General features: G+C 65.0%; 14 protein-coding genes, 1 tRNA gene and 2 pseudogenes. 12 read left to right on the top strand and 5 right to left on the bottom strand.

What is annotated here, in order from left to right; all coding sequences use genetic code 11:
• Positions 1-22: 22 nt before the first annotated feature.
• The gene (locus tag ACRQ5J_RS04725; protein ID WP_432381423.1) at positions 23-1,030 is read left to right on the top strand and encodes a hypothetical protein; all 1,008 of its coding nucleotides are present in this window, start codon (positions 23-25) and stop codon (positions 1,028-1,030) included.
• Positions 1,027-1,479, top strand: coding sequence for a hypothetical protein (locus ACRQ5J_RS04720; RefSeq protein WP_432381421.1), 453 nt, complete (start codon positions 1,027-1,029; stop codon positions 1,477-1,479). The genes ACRQ5J_RS04725 and ACRQ5J_RS04720 overlap by 4 nt, the downstream gene beginning before the upstream one ends.
• A 50-nt stretch (positions 1,480-1,529) precedes the next feature.
• Here ACRQ5J_RS04720 and pepN read toward each other — a convergent pair whose 3' ends face one another.
• Both pepN and ACRQ5J_RS04710 read right to left on the bottom strand, forming a co-directional pair.
• Entirely contained in the window at positions 1,530-4,106 is a 2,577-nt protein-coding gene (gene pepN, locus ACRQ5J_RS04715) for an aminopeptidase N (protein ID WP_432383586.1), read from the bottom strand.
• 135 nt (positions 4,107-4,241) lie between these two features.
• A pseudogene (locus ACRQ5J_RS04710) lies at positions 4,242-6,299 on the bottom strand (prolyl oligopeptidase family serine peptidase); the annotation flags it as partial.
• 157 nt (positions 6,300-6,456) lie between these two features.
• Here ACRQ5J_RS04710 and ACRQ5J_RS04705 point away from each other — a divergent pair.
• From ACRQ5J_RS04705 to ACRQ5J_RS04690, 4 genes are all read left to right on the top strand, one after another.
• Complete coding sequence (locus ACRQ5J_RS04705; protein WP_432381419.1) at positions 6,457-8,025, top strand: M14 family metallopeptidase; 1,569 nt, start codon at positions 6,457-6,459, stop codon at positions 8,023-8,025.
• On the top strand, positions 8,025-8,186 hold the full coding sequence (locus tag ACRQ5J_RS04700; RefSeq protein ID WP_432381417.1) for a hypothetical protein: 162 nt from the start codon (positions 8,025-8,027) through the stop codon (positions 8,184-8,186). The genes ACRQ5J_RS04705 and ACRQ5J_RS04700 overlap by 1 nt, the downstream gene beginning before the upstream one ends.
• 87 nt (positions 8,187-8,273) lie before the next feature.
• The gene (locus ACRQ5J_RS04695) at positions 8,274-8,852 is read left to right on the top strand and encodes a TetR/AcrR family transcriptional regulator (protein ID WP_432381415.1); all 579 of its coding nucleotides are present in this window, start codon (positions 8,274-8,276) and stop codon (positions 8,850-8,852) included.
• 68 nt (positions 8,853-8,920) lie between these two features.
• Positions 8,921-9,616 (top strand): SDR family oxidoreductase, encoded by a 696-nt coding sequence (locus ACRQ5J_RS04690; RefSeq protein WP_432381413.1) that lies wholly within the window; start codon positions 8,921-8,923, stop codon positions 9,614-9,616.
• 8 nt (positions 9,617-9,624) lie between these two features.
• Here the strand turns inward: ACRQ5J_RS04690 and ACRQ5J_RS04685 are convergent, their stop codons facing one another.
• Complete coding sequence (locus ACRQ5J_RS04685) at positions 9,625-10,635, bottom strand: IS110 family transposase (RefSeq protein WP_432378393.1); 1,011 nt, start codon at positions 10,633-10,635, stop codon at positions 9,625-9,627.
• A 637-nt stretch (positions 10,636-11,272) separates the two neighbouring features.
• Here ACRQ5J_RS04685 and ACRQ5J_RS04680 point away from each other — a divergent pair.
• From ACRQ5J_RS04680 to ACRQ5J_RS04665, 4 genes are all read left to right on the top strand, one after another.
• Positions 11,273-11,755 (top strand): hypothetical protein, encoded by a 483-nt coding sequence (locus tag ACRQ5J_RS04680; protein ID WP_432381412.1) that lies wholly within the window; start codon positions 11,273-11,275, stop codon positions 11,753-11,755.
• A gap of 179 nt (positions 11,756-11,934) precedes the next feature.
• Positions 11,935-13,323 (top strand): MFS transporter, encoded by a 1,389-nt coding sequence (locus ACRQ5J_RS04675; protein ID WP_432381410.1) that lies wholly within the window; start codon positions 11,935-11,937, stop codon positions 13,321-13,323.
• Positions 13,324-13,395: 72 nt separating this feature from the next.
• Entirely contained in the window at positions 13,396-15,765 is a 2,370-nt protein-coding gene (locus tag ACRQ5J_RS04670) for a prolyl oligopeptidase family serine peptidase (RefSeq protein ID WP_432381408.1), read from the top strand.
• 11 nt (positions 15,766-15,776) lie between these two features.
• Positions 15,777-17,072, top strand: a complete 1,296-nt coding sequence (locus ACRQ5J_RS04665) for an alpha-amylase family glycosyl hydrolase (RefSeq protein WP_432381407.1) — start codon at positions 15,777-15,779, stop codon at positions 17,070-17,072.
• A 102-nt stretch (positions 17,073-17,174) separates the two neighbouring features.
• Here the strand turns inward: ACRQ5J_RS04665 and ACRQ5J_RS04660 are convergent.
• Positions 17,175-18,412: pseudogene (locus tag ACRQ5J_RS04660) on the bottom strand (M20/M25/M40 family metallo-hydrolase).
• A gap of 284 nt (positions 18,413-18,696) precedes the next feature.
• On the opposite strand from ACRQ5J_RS04660, the gene ACRQ5J_RS04655 reads away from it, so the two are divergent.
• Both ACRQ5J_RS04655 and ACRQ5J_RS04650 read left to right on the top strand, forming a co-directional pair.
• Positions 18,697-18,772, top strand: a tRNA-Phe gene (locus tag ACRQ5J_RS04655).
• A 96-nt stretch (positions 18,773-18,868) separates the two neighbouring features.
• Complete coding sequence (locus tag ACRQ5J_RS04650) at positions 18,869-19,639, top strand: ParA family protein (protein ID WP_432381405.1); 771 nt, start codon at positions 18,869-18,871, stop codon at positions 19,637-19,639.
• Positions 19,640-19,869: 230 nt separating this feature from the next.
• Here the strand turns inward: ACRQ5J_RS04650 and ACRQ5J_RS04645 are convergent, their stop codons facing one another.
• Positions 19,870-21,063 (bottom strand): serine hydrolase domain-containing protein, encoded by a 1,194-nt coding sequence (locus tag ACRQ5J_RS04645; RefSeq protein WP_432381404.1) that lies wholly within the window; start codon positions 21,061-21,063, stop codon positions 19,870-19,872.
• Positions 21,064-21,145 lie beyond the last annotated feature (82 nt).

Here is a 21,145-nt window from a genome sequence, read left to right as displayed (position 1 = left end):
TGATGATTTACGCTAGGCCATCATGGATAAACTGATCATCATCGCCGCCGCGCTGATGGCGGCCGCATTGCCGGCGACGGCCGCCGCGCAAAGCGCGCCCAGCGTCACCGTCGCTGCCACGCGCGACCCGGTCGACAAGTCCTACCGCAAGATGCTGGCGGGCATGGACATTTTCGAGCGCAATCACGCGCTGGCGCCGCAGGCCACCTTGCGCTTCCAGCTGCTGCCGCGCCTGCCGAGCACGCAGCTGGACGGCATCACGCTACGCGTGGCCGGCGACAGCGTCTCGCTGCCGGTGACGGTGGCGCCCGACCACACGTTCACGCTGGAGCGCAACCAGCAGGCGGCGCAGGAAGACGCCGCCCTGATCGCCAGCCGCAAGACCAGCACACTGACCTGGCGCGCGCAGGTGCGCAGTCCGAATGTGCCCGAGGGCATGCGCCGGCTCGGCGACCTGCGGCTCGAATGCATGGTCGGCGTCGCAGCCGGCCTGCTGTCCAACAACGCCCAGATGTTCGCCTGGCTGGGCGAGCTGTTCACCAGTCCTGAGCGCGTCTGCAACAATGCCGACGGCAACTACCTGTTCTTCGCCGAGCGCCCGGTGTACGCCATCACGCTGCGCGACGGCGAACGCCGGGCGCCATTGCCGTTCAACGCGCTGTACGCCGGCGGCACGCAAACGCCGTCCACCCTGCCCTTCTGCGACTGCCAGGTGCTGCTCGACCGCAGCTACTACGCGCCCATCTGGGACCGCAGCTGGTCCGACGACACGCTGCTGTCGTTCGAGGACATGGACAGCCCGCCCGGCCCGGACGACACCGCCATCGCGGCCGGCTACCATCGCACCGGCCTGATGCAAAAGCGCCTCGGCCCGGCAAAAGTAGTAAGCTTCGACAGCGGCTACCAGATGTGGCGCTACACTTACCCGGCGCGGCGCAGCGGCGATCCGCCGGCCGAATTCACCATCCTGTTCGGCCCGGACGGCGCGGCGCGCAAGGCCAGACTACAAGAACCAGTGACGACACCATGAAAAATATCTCCCGCTCCGTGCGGCTGGCGGCGGCCAGCCTGCTGATCCTCACCGGCTGCGCCGGCGCGCGCGCGCCGGCCCCGGCCGATGCGCCGCCGCCACCGCAGATTCAGCAAGACAACAGCAACGGCGCGCTGTGGCAGCGCATCGTCGACGCCAACGCCGACCTGGGCTGCGACAACGGCAGCCAGTGCCACAGCATCGGCGTCGGCTCGCGCGCCTGCGGCGGGCCGGAAAACTATCTGGCCTGGTCGAGCAGGAACAGCGATGGCGCGCAGCTCAAGGCGCTGGTGGCCGAGCATGCCGCCAGCCGCCGCGAGGAAGACCAGCGCCAGGGCATGGTGTCGGTGTGCAGCCTGATCAGCGATCCCGGCGCCAGCTGCCGTGCCGGCAAATGCGTGCTCAACGGCACTTCCTCCGCCAGCCCCGGCCAGCCGACCAGCAAATAAAAAAGCCAGCCGGGTGAGCGGCTGGCTGGCAAGGCTGAACGGCGCGCGGCTTAGTGCGCGGTCATCGCCTTCTTGATGGCGACGCAGCGCTCATCTTCCTGACGCGTCACCAGCAACGCGCGCTCGGTGCCGGTCGACAGGCCCTTGAGCCGGGCGATGGCGGCGTCGAGGCGCGCCACGCTGGCCGGCGTGCACGCCGCCGGAATGTGCGTGGCCGCGTAGGCGCGCATGTAGACCGGACCGGCGGCCTTGTCCACCTCGCCCAGCGTGGCCAGGCGTTGCGCGGCGCTCTGCTCGTTCAGCGCGCCTTGCTCGGCCGGGAACATGCTGCCCATGGCGGTGCGGATCTTCGAGAACGGCAGCTTGGTCTTCAGGTCGGCGATGGTTGCCGCCCACTCGGCCTTGACCTTGGCGTCCGGACGGATCACCGTGGCGGCGATCGCCGCTTGCTGGCCGCTGTCGGACTTGTCGCGTTCCTGCTCGGCCGCCAGCAGCTGGTCGCTGCCCGGATAGGCGTAGCGGTTCAGGCGGCGGATGATGTCCCAGCGCACGTCCTGGCCCACGTTCAGCCCCGGCACCACCAGCTTGCCGTCGAGGATGTCGGCCAGCTGCTTCAGCGCCGCCGGGCTGCGGGCGACGCTGATGTAGGTCGAGAACCAGCGGCGCTGGAAGTTCTTGTCGCTGGCCGCCCTGGACGCGTCAAACGCCATCTGCTCCAGTTGCGCGCCGACCTTGGTGCTGTAGGCCGACGGGCCCATCAGGTTCAGATAGCCCGACGAGGCCTGCACCTTCTCGACGATATCGCCCAGCAGCGTGTAGTCCTTCTCGGCCGGCGCGTTGGCCAGCACGGTCTTCAGGAAGTCGTTGAGCGGCAGCTTGGCCGAACGCACGCCATCCCACAGGCTTTGCCACAGCATCGCGCGCAGCAGCGGATCGTCGACCTTGCTCAGGCTCGATTGCGCGGTGGCGAAGGATTTTTTATCCAGCTGCACCTGCGCGAAGCCCCAGTCCTGATAGTTCGGATAGACCAGGTCCGGGCAGGCGGCGCCCTTCAGCTCCGGCACGGCGGTGGCCGCGCCCTTGTAGGTGACGGCGACGTTCTTGCTCAGCGCCAGCCCTTGCGCGCCCAGCTGGAACAGGCCGACCTGCACGCGCTGTTCGCGCAGCGTCGGCAGCTCCTTGCTCGGCGCGCTCTGGCGCAGCGTGAACGACGACACCTTGCCGCCGCTGCAGCTGAAGTCGGCGGCGATGGTGTTGACGCCGGCTTCGTACAACCACTCCTTGGTCCAGCCGCTCAGGTCGCGGCCGGCCGCCTCGCCGAGGCTGCCGATGAAGTTGTCCAGCGTGGCGTTCTGGTACTGGTACTTGACCAGGTAGTTGTGCACGCCCTTGCGGAACACGTCCTCGCCCAGCAGGTGGCGCAGCTGCTTCAGCGTCGACGCGCCCTTCGAGTAGGTGATGGCGTCGATGTTGTCGAAGGCATTGGCGGTCGACGGCACCGGCGTTTCGATCGCGTGCGTGGTCACGCGCTGGTCCTGCACATAGGCGGCCTGCTTGCCGCCCGAGTAGAAGCTCTGCCAGGCGTTGCTGAACTCGGTCGCCTCGGCGGTCGCCAGCGTGCCCATGAAGGAGGCGAAGCTTTCGTTGAGCCACAGGCCGTTCCACCATTTCATCGTCACCAGGTCGCCGAACCACTGGTGCGCCATCTCGTGCATGATGACGCCGGCCAGCGACTGCTTCTGCGCCTCGGTCATTTCTTCCTTGTGCAGGAAGCGGCCTTCGGCGAAGGTGATGGCGGCGGCATTTTCCATCGCACCGTACAGGAAGTCCGGCACCAGCAGCTGGTCGTACTTCTCGAACTGGTAAGGGATGCCGAAGTAGTCGTCGAAGAAGGCCAGGCCCTGCTTGGTGTAGCGGAACCAGTCCTGCGGCGACACCTGCGCCGCCACCGACTGGCGCGCGAACAGGCGCATCGGGTACTTGCCGCTGTTGTCTTCCCATACTTTATACGGGCCGGCGTGCATCGAGAAGTTGTACGGGCTGAGTTTCTTCGAGCGCGGGAAGGTCCATTTCTTGCCACCGTCGACGTCCTGCACGCCGCTTTCGCGCATGGTGGACGACACCACCCAGTCGGCCGGCGTGGTGACGGTGACCTGGTAGGTGCCCTTCAGGTCGGGCTGGTCGAACACCGGGAACATCTGGTGCGCGGCGGCCGGCTCGAAGTGCGAGTAGGTGTAGACGCGGCCGTCGACCGGGTCGACCATGCGGTGCAGGCCTTCGCCGTTGGTGCTGTGCAGGCGGCTGTAGGCGATGGTGACGGTGTTGCGGCCGGCCTTCAGGTCGGCGGCGGCCAGCGTGATGAACCAGTTGTTGTACTGCGGCGTGACGCTCTTGCCGTTGACGCTCAGGCTGGCGATGGTGGCCTTGTCGAGGTCGATGGTCAGCGGCTGCGCGGCGTCGCTCAGGTCGAAGCTCAGCGTGGTGGTGCCGCTGAAGCTTTCCTTGCCGGTCAGCGCGAATTCCAGCGTGTAGTCGACGTTGCTGACGCGCGCCGAACGGGCGGCGGCGTCGGCTTGCGACAGGTAGGCGTTGTCGGCGCGCGGCGCGACATCGGCAGCGTGCGCCATGCCGCCAAAGGCCAGCGCTACCGCACCGGCGATCAGGTATTTTTTCATTGTATCTCCGAAGTCGTCGTCATTCCCGCGCGGGCGGGAATCCATACTCAGCATGGGTCCCCGCCTGCGCGGGGACGACCGGTTATTTTTCTTGGTGTAGGTATCGAGCCAATCGATCACGGTGTGGTGCCACAGCACCGAGTTGGCCGGCTTCAGCACCCAGTGGTTCTCGTCCGGGAAGAACAGGAACTTGCTCGGAATGCCGCGACGCTGCAGCGCGGTGAAGGCGCTCAGGCCCTGGGCGGTCGGAATGCGGAAGTCGAGGTCGCCCTGCACCACCAGCATCGGCGTCTTCCAGTTCTTCACCTTCAGCGCCGGATTGAACTTCTCGTGGTTCTCCGGCACGTCGTAGTACGGGCCGCCGTTTTCCCACTCGGTGAACCAGATCTCTTCGGTCGAGTAGGCCATGCCGCGCGTGTCGAACACGCCGTCGTGGTTGACGATGCACTTGAAGCCGTCGGACCAGTTACCCTGAATCCAGTTCATCATGTAGCCGCCATACGAGGCGCCCAGCGCGCAGCTGTTCTCGCGGTCCAGCCACGGGAATTTCTGCACCGCCGCGGCCAGGCCTTTTTGCAGGTCTTCCAGCGGCTTGCCGCCCCAGTCGCCGCTGATCGAATCGGTGAACTTCTGGCCGTAGCCGGTCGAGCCGTGGAAATCGATGAACACGGTCGCGTAGCCGGCGCCGGCGTACACCTGCGGATTCCAGCGATAGCTCCACGAATTGCCGAAGCTGCCCTGCGGGCCGCCGTGCACCAGGAAGGCCACCGGATACTTCTGGCCCGGCTGGGCGTTCCATGGCTTCATCACGTGGCCGTAGACGGTTTCGCCGTTGGCGCCGGTAAACGAGAACTGCTCGTACTCGCCGAACTTGACGTCGGCCAGCGCCGCTGCGTTCAGCCTGGTCAGCTGCTCGGCCTTCTCGCCGGCGCCAGCGCCGCCCAGCTTGAACTTGTACAACTGCGCGCCCGACGACAGGCTGGCCTGCGCGATCACCACGGTGTCCCTGGCGACGTCGAAGCCGGCCACATAACCCTTGCCGGTCAGCCTGCTGACCTTGCCGCTGGCGGCGTCGATCGAGAACAGCGGATGCTGGCCGATATCGTCGGCGGTGGCCAGGATGGCCTTGCTGTCGGGCGTCCAGCGGTAGTCGGCGATCGAGCGGTCCCAGCTGTCAGCGACGGTGCGCTTCTTGCCGGTGGCCACATCGACCAGCACCAGGTGGAAGCGGTCGGCCTCGAAGGTCGGCTTGTCCATCGCCACATAGGCCAGCGTTTTGCCGTCCGGCGAATAGATCGCCTTGGCGTCCCAGGCCTGGTTGTCGGCGCTCAGGTTGCTGGGCGTGCCGCCGGTGGCCGGCACGGTGTAGACGTCGAAGTTGGTCGACCACGCCTCGGTGCGGCCGGCAATGCGCAGCGAGAACGCCACCGTCTTGCCGTCCGGGCTGAACTGGTACTCGCCGTTGTCGCCGAACGGCTTGGACGGCGCGTCGCCATCGAGCGAACCGCTCAGGCTGACCGGCTGCGCGCTGACCTTGCCGCTGCTATCGATCGGCGCCGAGTACAGCACGTTGTTGCGGCCGTCGTTCCAGGTATCCCAGTGGCGCACGAACAGCTTGTCGTACACCTTGCCGCTGGCCTTGACCTTGGCGTTGTCGTCGAGGCGCTGCTTGCTGCACGCGAGGTCGGCGCAATCGCGGTACACGGCCATGCTGAACAGCAGGCGGTCGCCCTGCGGCGACAGGCGGAAGCTGTCGACGTCGAGCGGCAGGTCGGTGACCCTGGCCGCCTCGCCGCCGCCCAGCGGCAGGCGCCACACCTGCGACGAGCCCGAGCGGCCGGACAGGAAGTAGATCGCATCGCCGTTCGGCGACCATGCCGGCTCGCTGCTGCTGGCGGCGGCCTGGGTCAGGCGCACCGGCGCGGCCTTCGGATGGCGCAGGTCCAGCAGGTACAGCTGGGTATTGCCACGGTTCTTGTCCAGGTCGGTGGTGCGCACGGTGTACACCACGCGGGTGGCGTCCGGCGACAGCACCGGATTGCCGACGCGCTCCATCTTGACCAGGTCTTCTACGGTAAAGCCGCGCGGCGCGGCCGTGGCGCTGGCCGCGATAGCGGTACCCAGCAGCAGCAGGGGGAATCTCATTCGATCTCTCCGATGTTATAAGAAAAATACCGGCTTGTGGCCGGGCATCGCAGATCATACCAAGAGCGCCGCCCGCAGCGGCATATCGGCAGGAAATTGTTACTTTACGCTACTTTAGGCTTGCATAATCCGGTCCATTAATGCAACATAGTTGCGTATGAAGACTTATTCCGCCCTGTTTTTTGCCGTGGTCAGCGCCAGTGCCGGCGCCTTCGACCTCCTGCCACCCGCCGCCGCCTGGCACGGCGCCAGCGAACAACTGATCGCCCCGGCCGACGCGCGCTGGATCACGCCGGCCGAGCAGTCCGGCTTCACCTCCTCGCCCGACTACGCCGCCACCGTGGCCTACCTGCGCGCGCTGGCCGCAGCCTCCGACAAGATCAGCGTGCAGCAGTTCGGCGCCTCCTACCAGGGGCGTCCGCTGCTGTACGCGCGCGCCAGCAAGCCGGGCGCCGCCGGCAAGCCGGTGGTGCTGGTGCAGGCCGGCATACACGCCGGTGAAATCGACGGCAAGGACGCCGGCCTGATGCTGCTGCGCGATATCGCCTTCCGCGGCCGCGACGATCTGCTCGACCAGGTCGACCTGGTGTTCATCCCCATCCTGAATGTCGACGCCCACGAAAACGCCAGCGAAATCGGACGGCCGGTGCAGCGCGGCCCGCTGCGCAAGGGCAGCCGCACCAACGGCCAGGGGCTGGACCTGAACCGCGACTACGCGCGCCTGCAATCGCCGGAGATCGCGGCGGTGGTCCGGCTGCTGCAGCAATTCGACCCGGCGCTGTACATCGACGTCCACGTCAGCGACGGCGCCGACTACCAATACGACATCACCTACACTTTTGCCGGCTGGGGCACATATGCGCGCTCGCCGGCCACCGCGCAATGGCTGATGACGGCCTACCATGACGACGTCGGCGGCGCGCTCGCCGGCCAAGGCCACCTGCCGCTGATCTATCCAAGCTGGATCGATCCGGACGCGCCGGCCCAGGGCCTGCGCATCAGCGCCGAGGGACCGCGCTACTCGACCGGCTATGGCGACTTCATCGGCATGCCGACGGTGCTGGTGGAAAACCACGTCCTGAAGCCCTACAAGCAGCGCGTGCTGGGCACCTACGTGCTGCTGGAGCAATCGCTGAAAACGGTCGGGCGCGACCACGCGCGCATCGCCGCCGCCAAGGCGCGCGACCGCGCCGCGCAGCCGGACAGCCTGATGGTGCGCTGGGAGCGAGAAACCGTACCGCTGCGCACCGTCAACTTCAAAGGCTACCGCTACGACAGCGTGGTGTCGCCGGTGTCCGGCGCGCACGAGCTGCGCTGGACCGGCGCGCCGCAGGACCAGCAACTGCCGATGTACGGCGTGCGTTCCACGCGCGAAGTGGCGCTGCCGCGGGCGTGGTGGATCAGCGCCGAGCACCAGGACCTGATCGCGGCGCTGCGCGCGCACGGCATCCGCATGGAAGCCAGCGACGCGCCGCGCACGCTGACGCTGGAAGCGACGCGGCTGGCGTCCGGCAAGGAGCGCAGCGGCGCCACGGCGTTCCAGCGCGTCACGCTGCCGCCCGGCTCGGTGCGCATTCCGGCGGCGCAGCCTACCACCTGCTGGCCGCCGCGCTGCTGGAAGCGGAAAGCGACGACGGCTTCCTCGCCAGCGGCCGCTTTGACCAGGCGCTGGCGCCGGAATGGCGGCTGCCGAAACACCTGCTGGCGCCGCTGGCCGAGCAAATGATGGCCAGCCAGCCCAAGTTGCGCGCCGAATTCCTCGACGCCCTGGCCAAAGACCCGGCGCTGGCGGCCAGCCGGCAGGCGCGCCTGCAATGGTGGGAAGCGCGTTCGCCCTACGCCGAGCGCGCCAGCTGGACCTACCCGGTGTACCGCGAGCCGCGCTGAACCGCGCGCGGGGCCGGCGGCGGGAGCGCGCCGGCCGCCGCGCAAATAAAGCTTGACTTATTTAAGACGACCGGTCATATTGGATACATGGCTAAAGCAAACGTCAAAGAGCAAATCCTCACCGCCAGCGTTCAGTTGCTGCACAGCAAAGGCTTCAACGCCACCAGCGTGCAGGACATCACCGACGCGGCCGGTGTACCGAAAGGCTCGTTCTACAACCACTTCACCAGCAAGGAAGCGCTGGGACTGGAAGTATTACAGCGTTACATCGACGGCGTGGGCGAACTGGCGGCCGTGCTGCGCGACCGCGCGCTGGCGCCGCGCCAGCGCCTGCAACAGTACTTCGAGCGCATGATCGCCGGCAACGCCGCCAACGACTACCAGTTCGGCTGCATGCTGGGCAACTTCAGCACCGAACTGTCGAACCAGATTCCAGCGATGCGCACGGCCATGCGCGCGGCCTTCGGCGGCTCCACCGCGCTGCTGGCGGCCGTCATCGCCGAAGGCCAGCAGGACGGCAGCATCGGCGCCGGGCTGGCGGCGGCCGACCTGGCCGGCTTCGTCGACGACGCCTGGCAAGGCGCGGTGCTGCGCGCCAAGGCCGAGCAGAGCCGCGCGCCGCTGGAACGTTTCGCCCGCGTGGTGCTGGATCGCCTGTTGCACTGATTTTTTTCGGCCGTTTTTAAGACGACCGGTCATATTGTAGTTTAACCTCACCCTTGAAAGGAAACATCATGAACTTCAAAGACTCCGTCGTCCTCGTCACCGGCGCCAACCGTGGTCTGGGCAAAGCGCTGGCCGAAGCGGCCGTCAAAGCCGGCGCGCGCACCGTCTACGCCGCCGCCCGCAAGCCTGAGACGGTCGATGTCGCCGGCGCCACGCCGATCAAGCTGGACGTCACCAACGCGGCCGACATCGCCGCCGTGGTGCAAGCCATTCCCGACTTGACGATCCTGATCAACAACGCCGGCATCCACGTGGTGGGCGGCGTCACCGGACCGGAGGCGCTGAGCGCCGCGCGGGCCGAATTCGAAACCAACTTCTTCGCGCCGCTGGCGCTGAGCCACGCGTTCGCGCCGGTACTGGGCCGCAACGGCGGCGGCGCCATCATCAACATCCTGTCGGCGCTGAGCTGGGCCAGCTTCCCCACGACCGGCACCTACAGCGCCTCGAAAGCGGCCGCATGGGCGCTGACCAACGGCCTGCGCGGTGAACTGTGGGTGCAAGGCACGCAAGTGCTGGGCGCGCACATGGGCTATATGGACACCGACATGACGGCTGGCGTCGACGCGCCCAAATCGTCGCCGGCGGTGATCGCCCAAGCCATCGTCAGCGCGCTCGAAGCGAACCAAGACGAAGTGCTGACCGACCAGGTCTCGCAGCAAGTGCGCGCCAGCTTCGCCGCCCCGCGCGCCGCCTACCTCGGCTAAACCCGGGGTCAGATACCGTCTTGAATGGCAAGCCCTTTTGAAAGGTAATTGGCGTCAAAGGGCTTGCCGGTACGAATGACACCGTAGATGAGATGCACGAGCTTATGCATCACGGCGCCGATCACGGCTTTTTTCGCCATGCCATTATTCGCCAGGCGCTGGGCAAACTGGTGTAGTAGCGGGTTGTGGCGGCTTGCCACCATGCCGGGCATATAAAGCGCGGCGCGCATTGAGGTGCTGCCCTTGCGGCTGATGGTGGTGCGCCCCCGAAGCGAGGTTCCTGAGCTGCGCTGGCGTGGCGTCACGCCGAGAAATGCCGCCAAGGCCTTCGCGTTGCCGAAGCGCCGAATGTCGCCCAACTGGCCTAAGATGCGAGCTGCGGTGGTGTTACCAATGCCTGGAATACTGGTGATGAGCTGCGCGTCGTGCTTGAGGCCGGGATGGCGGTCGATGTGGTCATCCACGTCGTCTTCCAGTTGCTTGATCTCGGTGTCAAACCAGGCAATAAGCAAGCGCGCGTGCTCAGCCACCTCGCCCATGCCGCTGGCCTCATAGCTTTCCAGCCGGTTGCGTTCCTGCTGGCGCATATCCTTCAGAGCCAGTATCCGCTGCGACCACGCACGCAACTGACGTTGCTCCAGCGGAGCGGGCGCCCACGTTGCCGGCGCCATCGCCGCGCAGTAACGTGCGATCAATGCTGCGTCCGCCTTGTCGGTTTTATTGCGCAGGTTCTCGCTCTGGCCAAAGCCCTTGATGCAGCCCGGATTGACTACGCTCACGGCAAGCCCGGCATCATAAAGCGTGGTCGCCACCTCCTCGAAATACACACCGGTCGCTTCCATGCAGACCCGTAATGCCGCCTTGGGTAACTTGGTCTTGTCCAGCCATTCCAAGAGCACCTGATGGCCTGCGGCAGAGTTATCTATGACCTTGCTCTTGATCTTGCCGTTCACTAGCAGGGCCACGTCGAGCTTTTTCTTGCCGACATCGATCCCCACGATTGCTGTTGAGCTATCCATTTTTGACCTCTCTCGTATGCGGGCTTACGCGCGAGGCGATGACCCAAGATACCGTTCGGACTTTTAAAATGAAACAGGCAGGGGCACCAATCTGACCCACGGGCTCAATGGCCCAAATTCTGATCGGCATCACCCTGCCTGACCACCTCCGTCACTTTATCCGATGATGGGGCGGTATGCTCAATATACGAGGTCTGACAAACGCACACGGGCTCGACTGCTGCGCAGTTGAGCCCGTGTGCGTTTGTCAGACCTGACCCCGATTGATGGCCTCGATAGAAAAATTTTTGTGTTGGCGGCGGCAGATTGCGGGCATAATCTTTTACTCAGCCAGGTGCAATAGCGCGGGTTCCTGCCGGCTTGACCCGCTTGCAATTCGTTTTCCCCGCCGGTAATGCTTCGCCTTGTATTGCCTCACAAGCAGTTGTGAACAATTGTAAATCGGCGTTGTATGAGCCCGTTTATCGCGCTAAGGTAGCGTTTCACCTCGGGCGCGGCGGCTCCTCTGCGACGACCTCCGCGCAGCCGAAGTCACGTGAAATACGGGAAACGCTATGCTTACTGCCACCTATGTCTTGTTGACCCTGTCTATCGAGCAAAAAAAGAACGCCACTTCATTTCGCGTCTGCTGCAATACGTGCAGTCGATCGCGCGCCGCCCGCAGGAAATCGATCCTGTGTTCATTGAATCGCAGTTGAAACAGCTGACCAGCTTTGCCGAGGCGCGCCACCAGCGCAAGGTCGAGGCCTGCCTGATGCCGGCCGTCCGCGCGGCCGAGCCCAATTGCACGCCGCTGATCAACGACCTGGAATCATTGAGCCAGCGCGGCAGTGCCATGCTCAACGCCGTCTACCGCTGTCTGCGCCGCGCCATGCGCCGCAGCGCTTCGCAAGGCAAGTTCCTGTGCAAGACCATCGATTTGTATTGCCAGAATCTGCTCAAGCGCCTCGATAAGGAGGAGCAGGAATTGCTGCCGCTGGCGCAGAAGGTGATCTCCAGCGAAGAGTGGTTTGAGATCGGCAGCAAGTTCCTGGCGCAGGATGATGATGATGCCGCCTCGCGCCCCGAGCTGCGCCCACGCCAGGGCCGCATGGGCAACGGTGTCGCGCCGCTCGGTTAGGCGATGTCGTTTCCGCGCCGGCGCTTGCCCTCGGATGGGCGCCATGGATCGCCGCCCGCGCGGGAATGGCGGCGGTTGTCCGCGTTGTTGTTTTGAGTTCTTGCCCACCGCGCAACGCTTGCCTAAGCAATATCGTCCAGCTAATATCGCCCTATGGGGACCACTTCCGCAAGGGCATTATGAGCCACGGCGCCAAGATCCTGCACCTGCGCGGCGCCGCCGGCATGGATGCCATCTACCGTAAGATCAGCTGGCGCCTGCTGCCGCTGCTGATGCTGTGCCATGCGGTCGCTTACCTCGATCGCGTCAACGTCCATTACGCCCGCCTGCAAATGGGCGCCGATCTCGATTTCAGCCGCCAGGTTTATCTGTGGGGCGTGAGCGCCTTCTTCATCGGCTACTGCCTGTGCGCCGTGCCTTGCAATCTGCTGCTGGAAAAACTCGGCGCGCGCAAAACGCTGCTACGCCTGATGCTGTGCTGGGGCGCGACCACCGCCGCCTGCGCCTTCGTGCGCGAACCGGCCGAGTTTTATGTGATCCGCTTCCTGCTCGGCGTCTTTGAGGCGGGCTTCTTTCCCGGCGCGATCCTGTACCTGACCTACTGGTTCCCGTCGGCGCGGCGCGCGCGCGTGTTTGCCCTCTTCGCCTGCGCCGCGTTGCTAGCCGCGGCCGCCGCCGGCCCGCTGTGCGAGCTGACCTTGCAGGCCATGCGCCAGCAGGGTTTCCTCAGCGGCTGGCAGTGGATGCTGGTGCTGCAAGGGCTGCCGGCGGCGCTGCTCGGCGTGGCCGCATACTTCTGCCTTGACGATAAACCGGCGCACGCGCGCTGGCTGTCTTCCTTTGAACAGCAGATGGTCGAACAGGATCTGGAGCGCGACGAGCAGGCGCTGAACGGCACCCGCGCCGAGGACGACGACGACAAGCCGTCGCTGCTGCAGACCCTCTGGTCGCTGCTGCGCGCGCCGTCGATCGCGCTGCTGGCGGTGGCCAACCTGCTGCTGGTCGGCGCCAGCTACGCGCTGCTGTACTGGGCCCCGGCGCTGATGCAGCGCTGGGGCGCCGGCGAGCTTGCGCAACCGGACCTGCTGGCCGCCATCCCCAGCCTGGCCGGCGCGCTGGGCATGGTCATCATCGGCCATGACTCCGACCGCCGGCGCGAACGGCGCGGCCACTTCATCGCCTGCATGGTGCTGGCCGCCGGCGGCCTTGGCCTGGCCATCGCCGCCGACCGCCATCTGGTGTGGTCGCTGGCCGGCCTGTCGCTGGCGACCATCGGCATCGCCGGCGCCGCGCCGCTGCTGCTGGCGATTCTTTCCTCGCTGCTGAACCAGCGCCGCGCCGCCGCCGGCATCGCACTGGTGAGCAGCGTCGGCCTGCTGGGCGGCGCCTTCGGCCCGTCGCTCAGCGAGCGAGTGCTGGCGTGGGGCGACAGCGCCGCCATGCTGGCCGCGCTGATCGTGCTGTACCTGGCCACCGGCGTGATTCTGCTGTGGGCTTTGCGCCTGGCGCCGCGCCACGGCGGCCCGAGCGCCGGCCATGGCCAAACCGACAAGATGGCCCGCAGCTAAAGCTTGGGCTAGAATCGAGGACGCGCCGCGATCCGGCGCTCCTGTTCACCCAACCTACAAGCGAAACTACCGATGCGTTTTGTATTGCCATTCCTGGCGACCGCCATTGCGGCCGCCACCAGTGTCACCAGCGCCACTGCCGCACCAACGCCCATCACCCTCGATCAGACCATGGCCGATCCGGACTGGATCGGCAACCCCGTGGAATCCGCATGGTGGGGCTGGGACAGCCGCCAGATCTACTACAAGCAAAAACGCACCGGCTCCGTGCTGCGCGACACCTACCGGATCGCCGGCGGCGCCGCCAAGGTGGTGGACGCCAAACAGCTGGCCAACCTCGATAGCGACAATCCGGTGTACAACCGCGAACGCACGCGCGCCATCCTGACACGCAACGGCGATCTGTTCGAGCGCGATCTGAAGACCGGCGCGCTGACGCAGATCGTCAAAGGCAGCACGGCGGCGGCCGATGCGCAGTACGCGGCCGACGGCAACCACGTGCAGTTCCGCATGGGCAGCGACTGGTTCAGCTGGAGCCGCAGCGAGCGCCTGGTGTCGCCGGTGGCGCTGCTGCGCACCGCGAAAGACCCGGACGCCGCGCCGGACGCCGACTTCCGCCGCGACATGCAACTGCGCCTGATGTCGACGCTGGCCCGCATCAAGCAGGAGAAGGATGAAACGCGCGAGCAGCGCAACGCCGACCGCGCCGCCGACGCCACCCGCGCGCCGCTGCCGGTCTACCTTGGCGACAAGGTCACCATCGAAACCAGCTCGCTGTCGCCGGACGGCCGCTATCTGCTGGTGGTCACGGCGGCCAAGGACGGCGACAAGCGCCGCGTCGGCAAGATGCCGAAGTACGTGACCGAATCGGGCTACGAGGAAACCGACGATGAGCGCAAGCGCGTCAGCGAAACCGGCCCGCTGAAGCATGAACTGAAACTGGTGGACGTGGCCACCCGCAAAATCACCGAGCTGTCGCTGGACGATCTGCCGGGCATCAAGGAAGACCCGCTGGCGGCGATGCGCGCGGCGCAGAAGCTCGATCCGCTGAAGGGCAACCGCGGCGTGCGTTTCGAAGCGCGCGAAGAGTCGATCCGCTGGAGCGCCAACGGCGCGCGCGTGGCGGTGATGGCGCAGGCGATCGATAACAAGGACCGCTGGATCGCCGGCGTCGACCTGGCCAACGCCAAACTGCAACCGCTGCACCGCCTGAGCGACACGGCATGGGTCAACAATCGCGGCAACGATTTCGGCTGGCAGCCGGACAACAGCACGCTGTGGTACGAGTCCGAGCAAAGCGGCTACGCGCACCTGTACCTGCAAACCCCGGACGGCAAGGCGCGCGCGCTCACCTCGGGCAAGTGGGAAGAATCCAATGTCAGCTGGTCGGCCGACGGCCAGACCGCCTACTTCATGTGCAACCCGAAACTGCCGGGTACTTATGAGGTCTGCTCGGCCAACACCAAAGATGGCGCGCTGAAGGAACTGACCTCGCTGGGCGGCGTCGAGAGCTTCTCGCTGTCGCCGGACGGCCGCAAGCTGCTGGTGCGCTATTCCAGCGCCTACATGCCGGCGCAGATCGGCACCGTCAGCAGCAGCGGCGGCGCCGTGACGCAGCTGACCGACACGCGCAGCGCGGAGTTCAAGGCGCGCGAGTGGGTGCAGCCGGAAATCGTCGCCGTGCCTTCGACCCATGGCGCCGATCCGGTGTGGGCCAAGCTGTATCGCCCGGCCACGCTGGAAGCGGGCAAAAAATACCCGGTGGTGATGTTCGTGCACGGCGCCGGCTACCTGCAGAACGTGACCAGGCGCTATCCGGTCTACTTCCGCGAACAGATGTTCCATAACCTGCTGGTGGAAAAAGGCTACATCGTGCTGGACATGGACTACCGCGCCTCGCTGGGTTATGGCCGCAACTGGCGCACGGCGATCTATCGCCAGATGGGCCATCCGGAACTGGAAGATTACATCGATGGCCTGAACTGGATGGTGGCCAAGCATCAGGGCGACGCCAACAACGTCGGCATCTACGGCGGCAGCTATGGCGGCTTCATGACCTTCATGGCGCTGCTGCGCGCACCGGACCAGTTCAAGGCCGGCGCCGCGCTGCGCCCCGTCACCGACTGGACCACGTATAACCACGAGTACACCTCCAACATCCTCAACTCGCCGGAGCTGGACCCGGAGGCGTACAAGGTGTCGTCGCCGATCGAGTATGCGGACAAGCTGAAAGGCCACATCCTGATCGCCCATGGCATGATCGACGATAACGTGTTCTATCAGGATTCGGTGCGCATGGCGCAGCGTTTCATCGAACTGAAAAAGGACAACTGGGAACTGGCCTCGTATCCGCTGGAGCGCCACGGCTTCGTGCATCCGGAAGCGTGGTACGACGAATACCGCCGCATCTACCAGCTGTTTGAACGCACCCTGAAACAATAAACGGGAGACTTATGAAGAAGCTTGCCGCCTCGCTGATCCTGGCGACGTTGTTCACCGCCGCCGCCCACGCCGAACCGAAACATCCGGCCTGGTCGCGCAGCTCGAATGTGTATGAAGTCAACCTGCGCCAGTACAGCCAGGAGGGCACGCTGAACGCGCTCACCGCCGACCTGCCGCGCCTGAAAAAACTCGGCGTCGACATCATCTGGCTGATGCCCTTGCATCCTATCGGCGAGCAAAACCGCAAGGGTGCGCTGGGCAGCTATTACGCGGTGAAGGACTACACCGCGGTGAATCCGGAATTCGGCTCGCTCGACGACGTGCGCAAGCTGGTGAAGCAGGCGCACGCGCTGGGCATGCATGTGATCCTGGACTGGGTAGGCAATCACACGGCGTGTGATCATCCATGGGCCGCGCAGCACCCGGACTGGTACAAGAAGAACGAGCAGGGCCAGATCGCCGCCGTTAGTTTTAAGAACGGCGCCGGCGAGACGGAGCAATGGGCGGACGTTATCGGCCTCGATTACGGCAACAAGGAGCTGTGGCCGGCGATGACGTCGGCAATGGCGTTCTGGGTCAGGGACGTGGGCGTGGACGGCTTCCGCGCCGATGCCGCGCATATGGTGCCGACCGAGTTCTGGGAACAGGCGCGCGCGCAGCTGGACAAAATCAAGCCGGTGTTCATGCTGGCCGAGGCGGACGAGCCGGCGCTGCACGCGAAGGCCTTCGACGCCAGCTACGACTGGTCGCTGAACGGCATCATGAAGAAGATCGGCAAGGGCCAGGCCGGCGCCGCCGAACTGCGGGCTTACGTCAGCAATCCGCCGAAGGCGTATGCGCGCGACTCGTTCCGTCTTCAGTTCACCAGCAATCACGATATCAATTCGTGGGAAGGAACGGACCAGGAGCTGTATGGCCCGGCGTGGGGGGCGATGCAGGTGTTGAGCTATACGCTGCCGGGTATTCCGCTGGTCTATAACGGCCAGGAGGCGCGGCTGGACAAGAAGCTGGCGTTCTTCGAGAAGGACGCCATCGACTGGAAGAACTATCCGCTGGAAGGCTTTATCGCCGGCTTGAACGCGTTGAAGAAGCAGAATCCGGCGCTGTGGAACGGCGCCTCGGGCGGTACGGTGCAACTGCTGGATGTCGGCAACGAGCAGCTGTTTGCCTTCAGGCGCCAGCAGGGCGCCAACCATGTACGGGTGATCGTCAACCCGACCGGCATGGCGCTGAAGTACAAGCTGTCTGGCGAGAGCGGCCCGGCCGTCATCAAGCCATGGCGCTGGCGTATCATCGTGCCGGACTAACCGTCACCGCCACTTTCGCGAAATCTGACCGTCGCTCCCGCGCAGGCGGGAGCCCATGCTGAGCAAGCGTTCCATGGACTCCCGCCTGTGCGGGAGTGACGGTTATTCGGTAGCCAGGCGCTTGGCCAGACGGTACAGGTACTCCTGGCCATCGTACAGCGACTTCACGCGAATGTGTTCATTCAAACCATGCGCGCCGCTGCCCTCCGGACCATGGAACATGCCGCTGATACCATAGGTCCAGATGCCGGCGTTGTTGAGGAAGCGGCCATCGGTGCCGCCGGTCGACATGGTCGGAACCACCGGCACGCCGGGCCACATATCGTTGCTGATCTCCTCCACCGCCTGCATCAGCGCCGGCGTCATGGGCGGCATGCTGCTCTCGATGCCCTCGCCGATGCGGCTGATCTTGATCTTCTCGTCCGCCACCACGCGCTGCAGCGTCGCCTGCACCTCGGCGATCGGCTCACCCGGCAGGATGCGGCAATTGACGGTGGCGCGGGCGCGCTGCGGCAGCGCGTTGTCGGCATGGCCGGCGTCCACGCGCGTGGCGACGCAGGTGGTGCGCACGGTGGAGTTGTGCACCGGGCTGGCCGCGTACAGGCGATCCAGCGCCGCCTGCTCCGGCGGGTCCTGCAGGATGGCCTGCATATCCTGCGCGATCTGCCCTTTTTCAATCTTCGACATGCGCTCGTAATAGGCGCGCGTCACCGGCGACAGCTTGAACGGGAACGAGAACTGGCCGATCCGCGCCAGCCCCTCGCTGAGGCGATAGATGGCATTCTCCTTCGGCGGCGCCGAGCTATGGCCGCCGGGATTGGTCACCTCCAGCTGGAAGCTCTGGTACGTCTTCTCGCCAGCCTGAATGCCGTGGCGTACCGGCTTGCCGTCCTTGTCCAGCAAGCCGCCGCCGCCCTCGTTCAGCACAATCTCGGCGTCGACCAGCGGGCGGTGATGCTTGACCAGGTATTCAACGCCGTCAAAGTCGGACGGCACCAGCTCCTCGTCGCAGGTCAGCGCCATGATGATGTCGCGCTTGAGCGGCAGCTTCTCTTTTTGTACAGCAGCATATTGTTGACGAAGGCCGAGGCCATGGCCTTGTCGTCCGAGGCGCCGCGCGCGTAGAACATGCCGTTTTCCTCGACCAGCTTGAACGGATCGCGCTCCCAGTCCTCGCGCCTGGCCTCGACCACGTCGATATGGGCCAGCAGCAGCAGCGGCTTCTTGCTGCCGTCGCCCTTCAGGCGCGCCACCAGATTGCCCTTTTTCGGGCCGCCGGGCGGGATGATGATTTGCAGCTCGCTGTCCTTGAAGCCGCCGGCCTTGAGGCGCCTGGCCATTTTTTGCGCGGCCACGGTGCAGGAGCCGACCGAATTGGTGGTATTGGTTTCCACCAGCTCCTGATAGATGGCGCGCATCTGCTTTTGCACCGGCGTGATTTCCGCGCCGTGCGCCGTCCCGGCCACCGCCAAACCTGCCAACCACCAAGCCGCCTGCTTCATGTTGCTCCCGTCGCGAAAGATTGTCTGATCGTCAAATTTATACGCGGTGGATGAGGCTGTCAATAAATGTGCATTCAGGCCCTTGCCAAACCCGGCAACCGGTCGCTATAATTGCGGCCCTTGGCCTGGTAGCTCAGTTGGTAGAGCAGAGGATTGAAAATCCTTGTGTCGGTGGTTCGATTCCGCCCCGGGCCACCAAGAATAAGCAAACGCCACCTTCGGGTGGCGTTTTTGTTTCTGGAGCCTGCGTTTGTTTTAGAATGGTTGCATTTTCATTCACGACATGGGCGGGCTATGAAACGGGTGATCTTCAATCAAAAAGGCGGGGTGGGTAAATCGACGATTGCGGTGAACCTGGCGGCCATCGCGGCCAGTCAGGGTAAGCGCACCTTGTTGATCGATATCGATCCGCAGTGCAATGCCAGCCGTTATGTGCTGGGGGCGGCCGCGCACGAGGCGCTGCCGACACTGGGCGCTTATTTCGAGCAGGTGCTCAGCTTTAGCATGTTTGCCCAGCCTCCCGGCCATTATGTGCATCCGACGCCGTTCGAGAACCTGTCCATTATCGTGTCCCACCCGGAGCTGGGCGACTTGCAGTCCAAGCTGGAGTCGCGCAACAAGATCTATAAGCTGCGCGATTTGCTGCGGGAGCTTGGCAAGGAGTATGACGAGATCTTTGTCGATACGCCGCCGGCGTACAACTTCTTTAGCCAGTCGGCGCTGATTGCGGCGGACCGCTGCCTGATTCCCTTCGATTGCGATGACTTTTCGCGTCAGGCTTTGTACAGCCTGATTAATAATATCAAGGAGATTAAGGCTGACCACAACGGCGCGCTGGATATCGAGGGTATCGTGGTCAATCAGTTTCAGCCGCGCGCGCTTTTGCCGCAACGGATGGTCGATCAGCTTATGGAGGAGGGCTTGCCGGTGTTGGGCAGTAAGCTGTCCCATTCCATCCGTATCCGCGAGTCGCACGAGCGTAACTTGCCGATGATTCACCTCGACCGTAATCACAAGCTGAGCCAGGAGTATTTGGCGTTGTATGGCGAGTTGAACGCTGCTTAGCCGTCATTCCCGCCTGCGCGGGAATGACGGGGAGTTATTTTCTGGCGAGGTCTTGTGAGCGGCGGTAGTGCTGCTCGGCCAAATCGTGTTCGCCTGCGGCCTGGTAGGCTTCAGCCAGGCTGTCGTAGGCGTTGGCGCTCTGGGGATAGAGACCTACCGCCAGGCTGAACACCGCGATCGCGGACGCTTTCTGCCCCGTGCCGAGCAGGCGGTAGCCCCAGGCGTTCAGGTCACCCTCCTCCGGCTGGGCGATGCCGGCCTGGGTTCTGAGCTGTGCCAGTTGCTGGTCCAGCTGTGCGAAACCAGCCGCTTGCGCCTGCGCGCGCAGCCAGGTGAATGGCGTAGCTGCCGCTGACTTGTTTCAGGCCGGGCAGGTAGTGGCTGGCGACGATGTCGAGCATTTGTTCGGGCGCGGCGCCGGCCAGGTTGGTGAGGATGATTACCGCCAGGTCGTGATCCGGGTAGAGGTAGAACGCGGACCGCGCGCCGCCGATGCCGGCCACGGTGCGGTACTCCCGCTCGCGGATAACCGGCCAGCCCAGCGCCCACGGCGCGGCGCGGCCGTCGGCCAGGCGCCCCGGCTGCCACAGCGTCCGCAGGCTCGCCGGCGATAGCAACCGCCCTTTTTGCAGCGCGATGATCCAGCGCGCCAGATTGTCCGCCGAGGTGTTGATGCCGGCGCCGGCGCGCAGGAATGGCGGGAAGTCATCCACCATCGCCTTGTAGGTTTTGCCGTCCGCATCGAGACGGTAGGACGGCGCCCTGCCGGGGATGACGTCCTGCATGTCGCCAAAGCCGGTGCGCCGCATGCCGGCGACGTCGAACTGCCGCTGCCGGATGAATTGCGTGAACGGCTGTCCGCTCAGCTGGTCGATGATTTTACCGAGCAGCAGGTAGTTGGTCTGGTTGTAGCGGAAACGCTCGCCCGGCGCGAAGTCCATCGGCATGGCCTGCACCTGCCGCCACGCGGCGTCCCAGTTGCCGGCCGGCGCCACCTGCCAGGTTTGCCGGGCGACGATGTCGGGCAGGCCGGAAGTATGGTTCAGCAGCTGGGCGACCGTCACCGCTTGCCACGCCGGCGGCAAGTCCTGGAGGTAGCGCGACACCGGCGCCGACAGGTCGACCTTGCCCTGCTCTACCAGCTGCATGATGGCGACGCCGGTGAACGATTTGGTGGCGGAGTTGATCGAGAACACGCTGTCCGGCGTGACCGGTATCGCATGCGGCAGCTCCGCCACGCCATACGACTTTGCCAGGACGATTTTGCCGCGCTGGATCACGGCCACCTGCAAACCCGGGATCTGCCGCGCGCGCATCTCGGCTTGCAGGTAGCGCTCCACCTGCCCCGCTGCGGACGGTGCGGCGGCGGCAGCGCCGGCCAGCACGGCGAACAGGAATACGGCGGCATTCAGGATGGCGTTCATTGTTCTGGCGCGGCGCGCTGTGGTGGGGGTGAGGCAAGTGTAGATGAAGTAGAAAATTTTTCTACATGTTTGTATCTCTGCT

The organism is Duganella sp. P38, assembly GCF_050859475.1.
GTDB lineage: Bacteria > Pseudomonadota > Gammaproteobacteria > Burkholderiales > Burkholderiaceae_D > Rugamonas.
The sequence above is the reverse complement of the archived record's forward strand: the minus strand, read 5'-3'. Positions and strand labels throughout refer to the sequence as shown.

Bases quoted from the DNA above. Each gene is read 5' to 3' on its own strand.
- pepN (WP_432383586.1), bottom strand. From the start codon at position 4,106: ATGGCGCACGCTGCCGATGTCGCGCCGCGCGCCGACAACGCCTACCTG.
- ACRQ5J_RS04705 (WP_432381419.1), top strand. From the start codon at position 6,457: ATGAAGACTTATTCCGCCCTGTTTTTTGCCGTGGTCAGCGCCAGTGCC.
- ACRQ5J_RS04725 (WP_432381423.1), top strand. From the start codon at position 23: ATGGATAAACTGATCATCATCGCCGCCGCGCTGATGGCGGCCGCATTG.
- ACRQ5J_RS04665 (WP_432381407.1), top strand. From the start codon at position 15,777: ATGAAGAAGCTTGCCGCCTCGCTGATCCTGGCGACGTTGTTCACCGCC.
- ACRQ5J_RS04690 (WP_432381413.1), top strand. From the start codon at position 8,921: ATGAACTTCAAAGACTCCGTCGTCCTCGTCACCGGCGCCAACCGTGGT.
- ACRQ5J_RS04695 (WP_432381415.1), top strand. From the start codon at position 8,274: ATGGCTAAAGCAAACGTCAAAGAGCAAATCCTCACCGCCAGCGTTCAG.
- ACRQ5J_RS04675 (WP_432381410.1), top strand. From the start codon at position 11,935: ATGAGCCACGGCGCCAAGATCCTGCACCTGCGCGGCGCCGCCGGCATG.
- ACRQ5J_RS04685 (WP_432378393.1), bottom strand. From the start codon at position 10,635: ATGGATAGCTCAACAGCAATCGTGGGGATCGATGTCGGCAAGAAAAAG.
- ACRQ5J_RS04720 (WP_432381421.1), top strand. From the start codon at position 1,027: ATGAAAAATATCTCCCGCTCCGTGCGGCTGGCGGCGGCCAGCCTGCTG.
- ACRQ5J_RS04700 (WP_432381417.1), top strand. From the start codon at position 8,025: ATGGCCAGCCAGCCCAAGTTGCGCGCCGAATTCCTCGACGCCCTGGCC.
- ACRQ5J_RS04645 (WP_432381404.1), bottom strand. From the start codon at position 21,063: ATGAACGCCATCCTGAATGCCGCCGTATTCCTGTTCGCCGTGCTGGCC.
- ACRQ5J_RS04670 (WP_432381408.1), top strand. From the start codon at position 13,396: ATGCGTTTTGTATTGCCATTCCTGGCGACCGCCATTGCGGCCGCCACC.
- ACRQ5J_RS04650 (WP_432381405.1), top strand. From the start codon at position 18,869: ATGAAACGGGTGATCTTCAATCAAAAAGGCGGGGTGGGTAAATCGACG.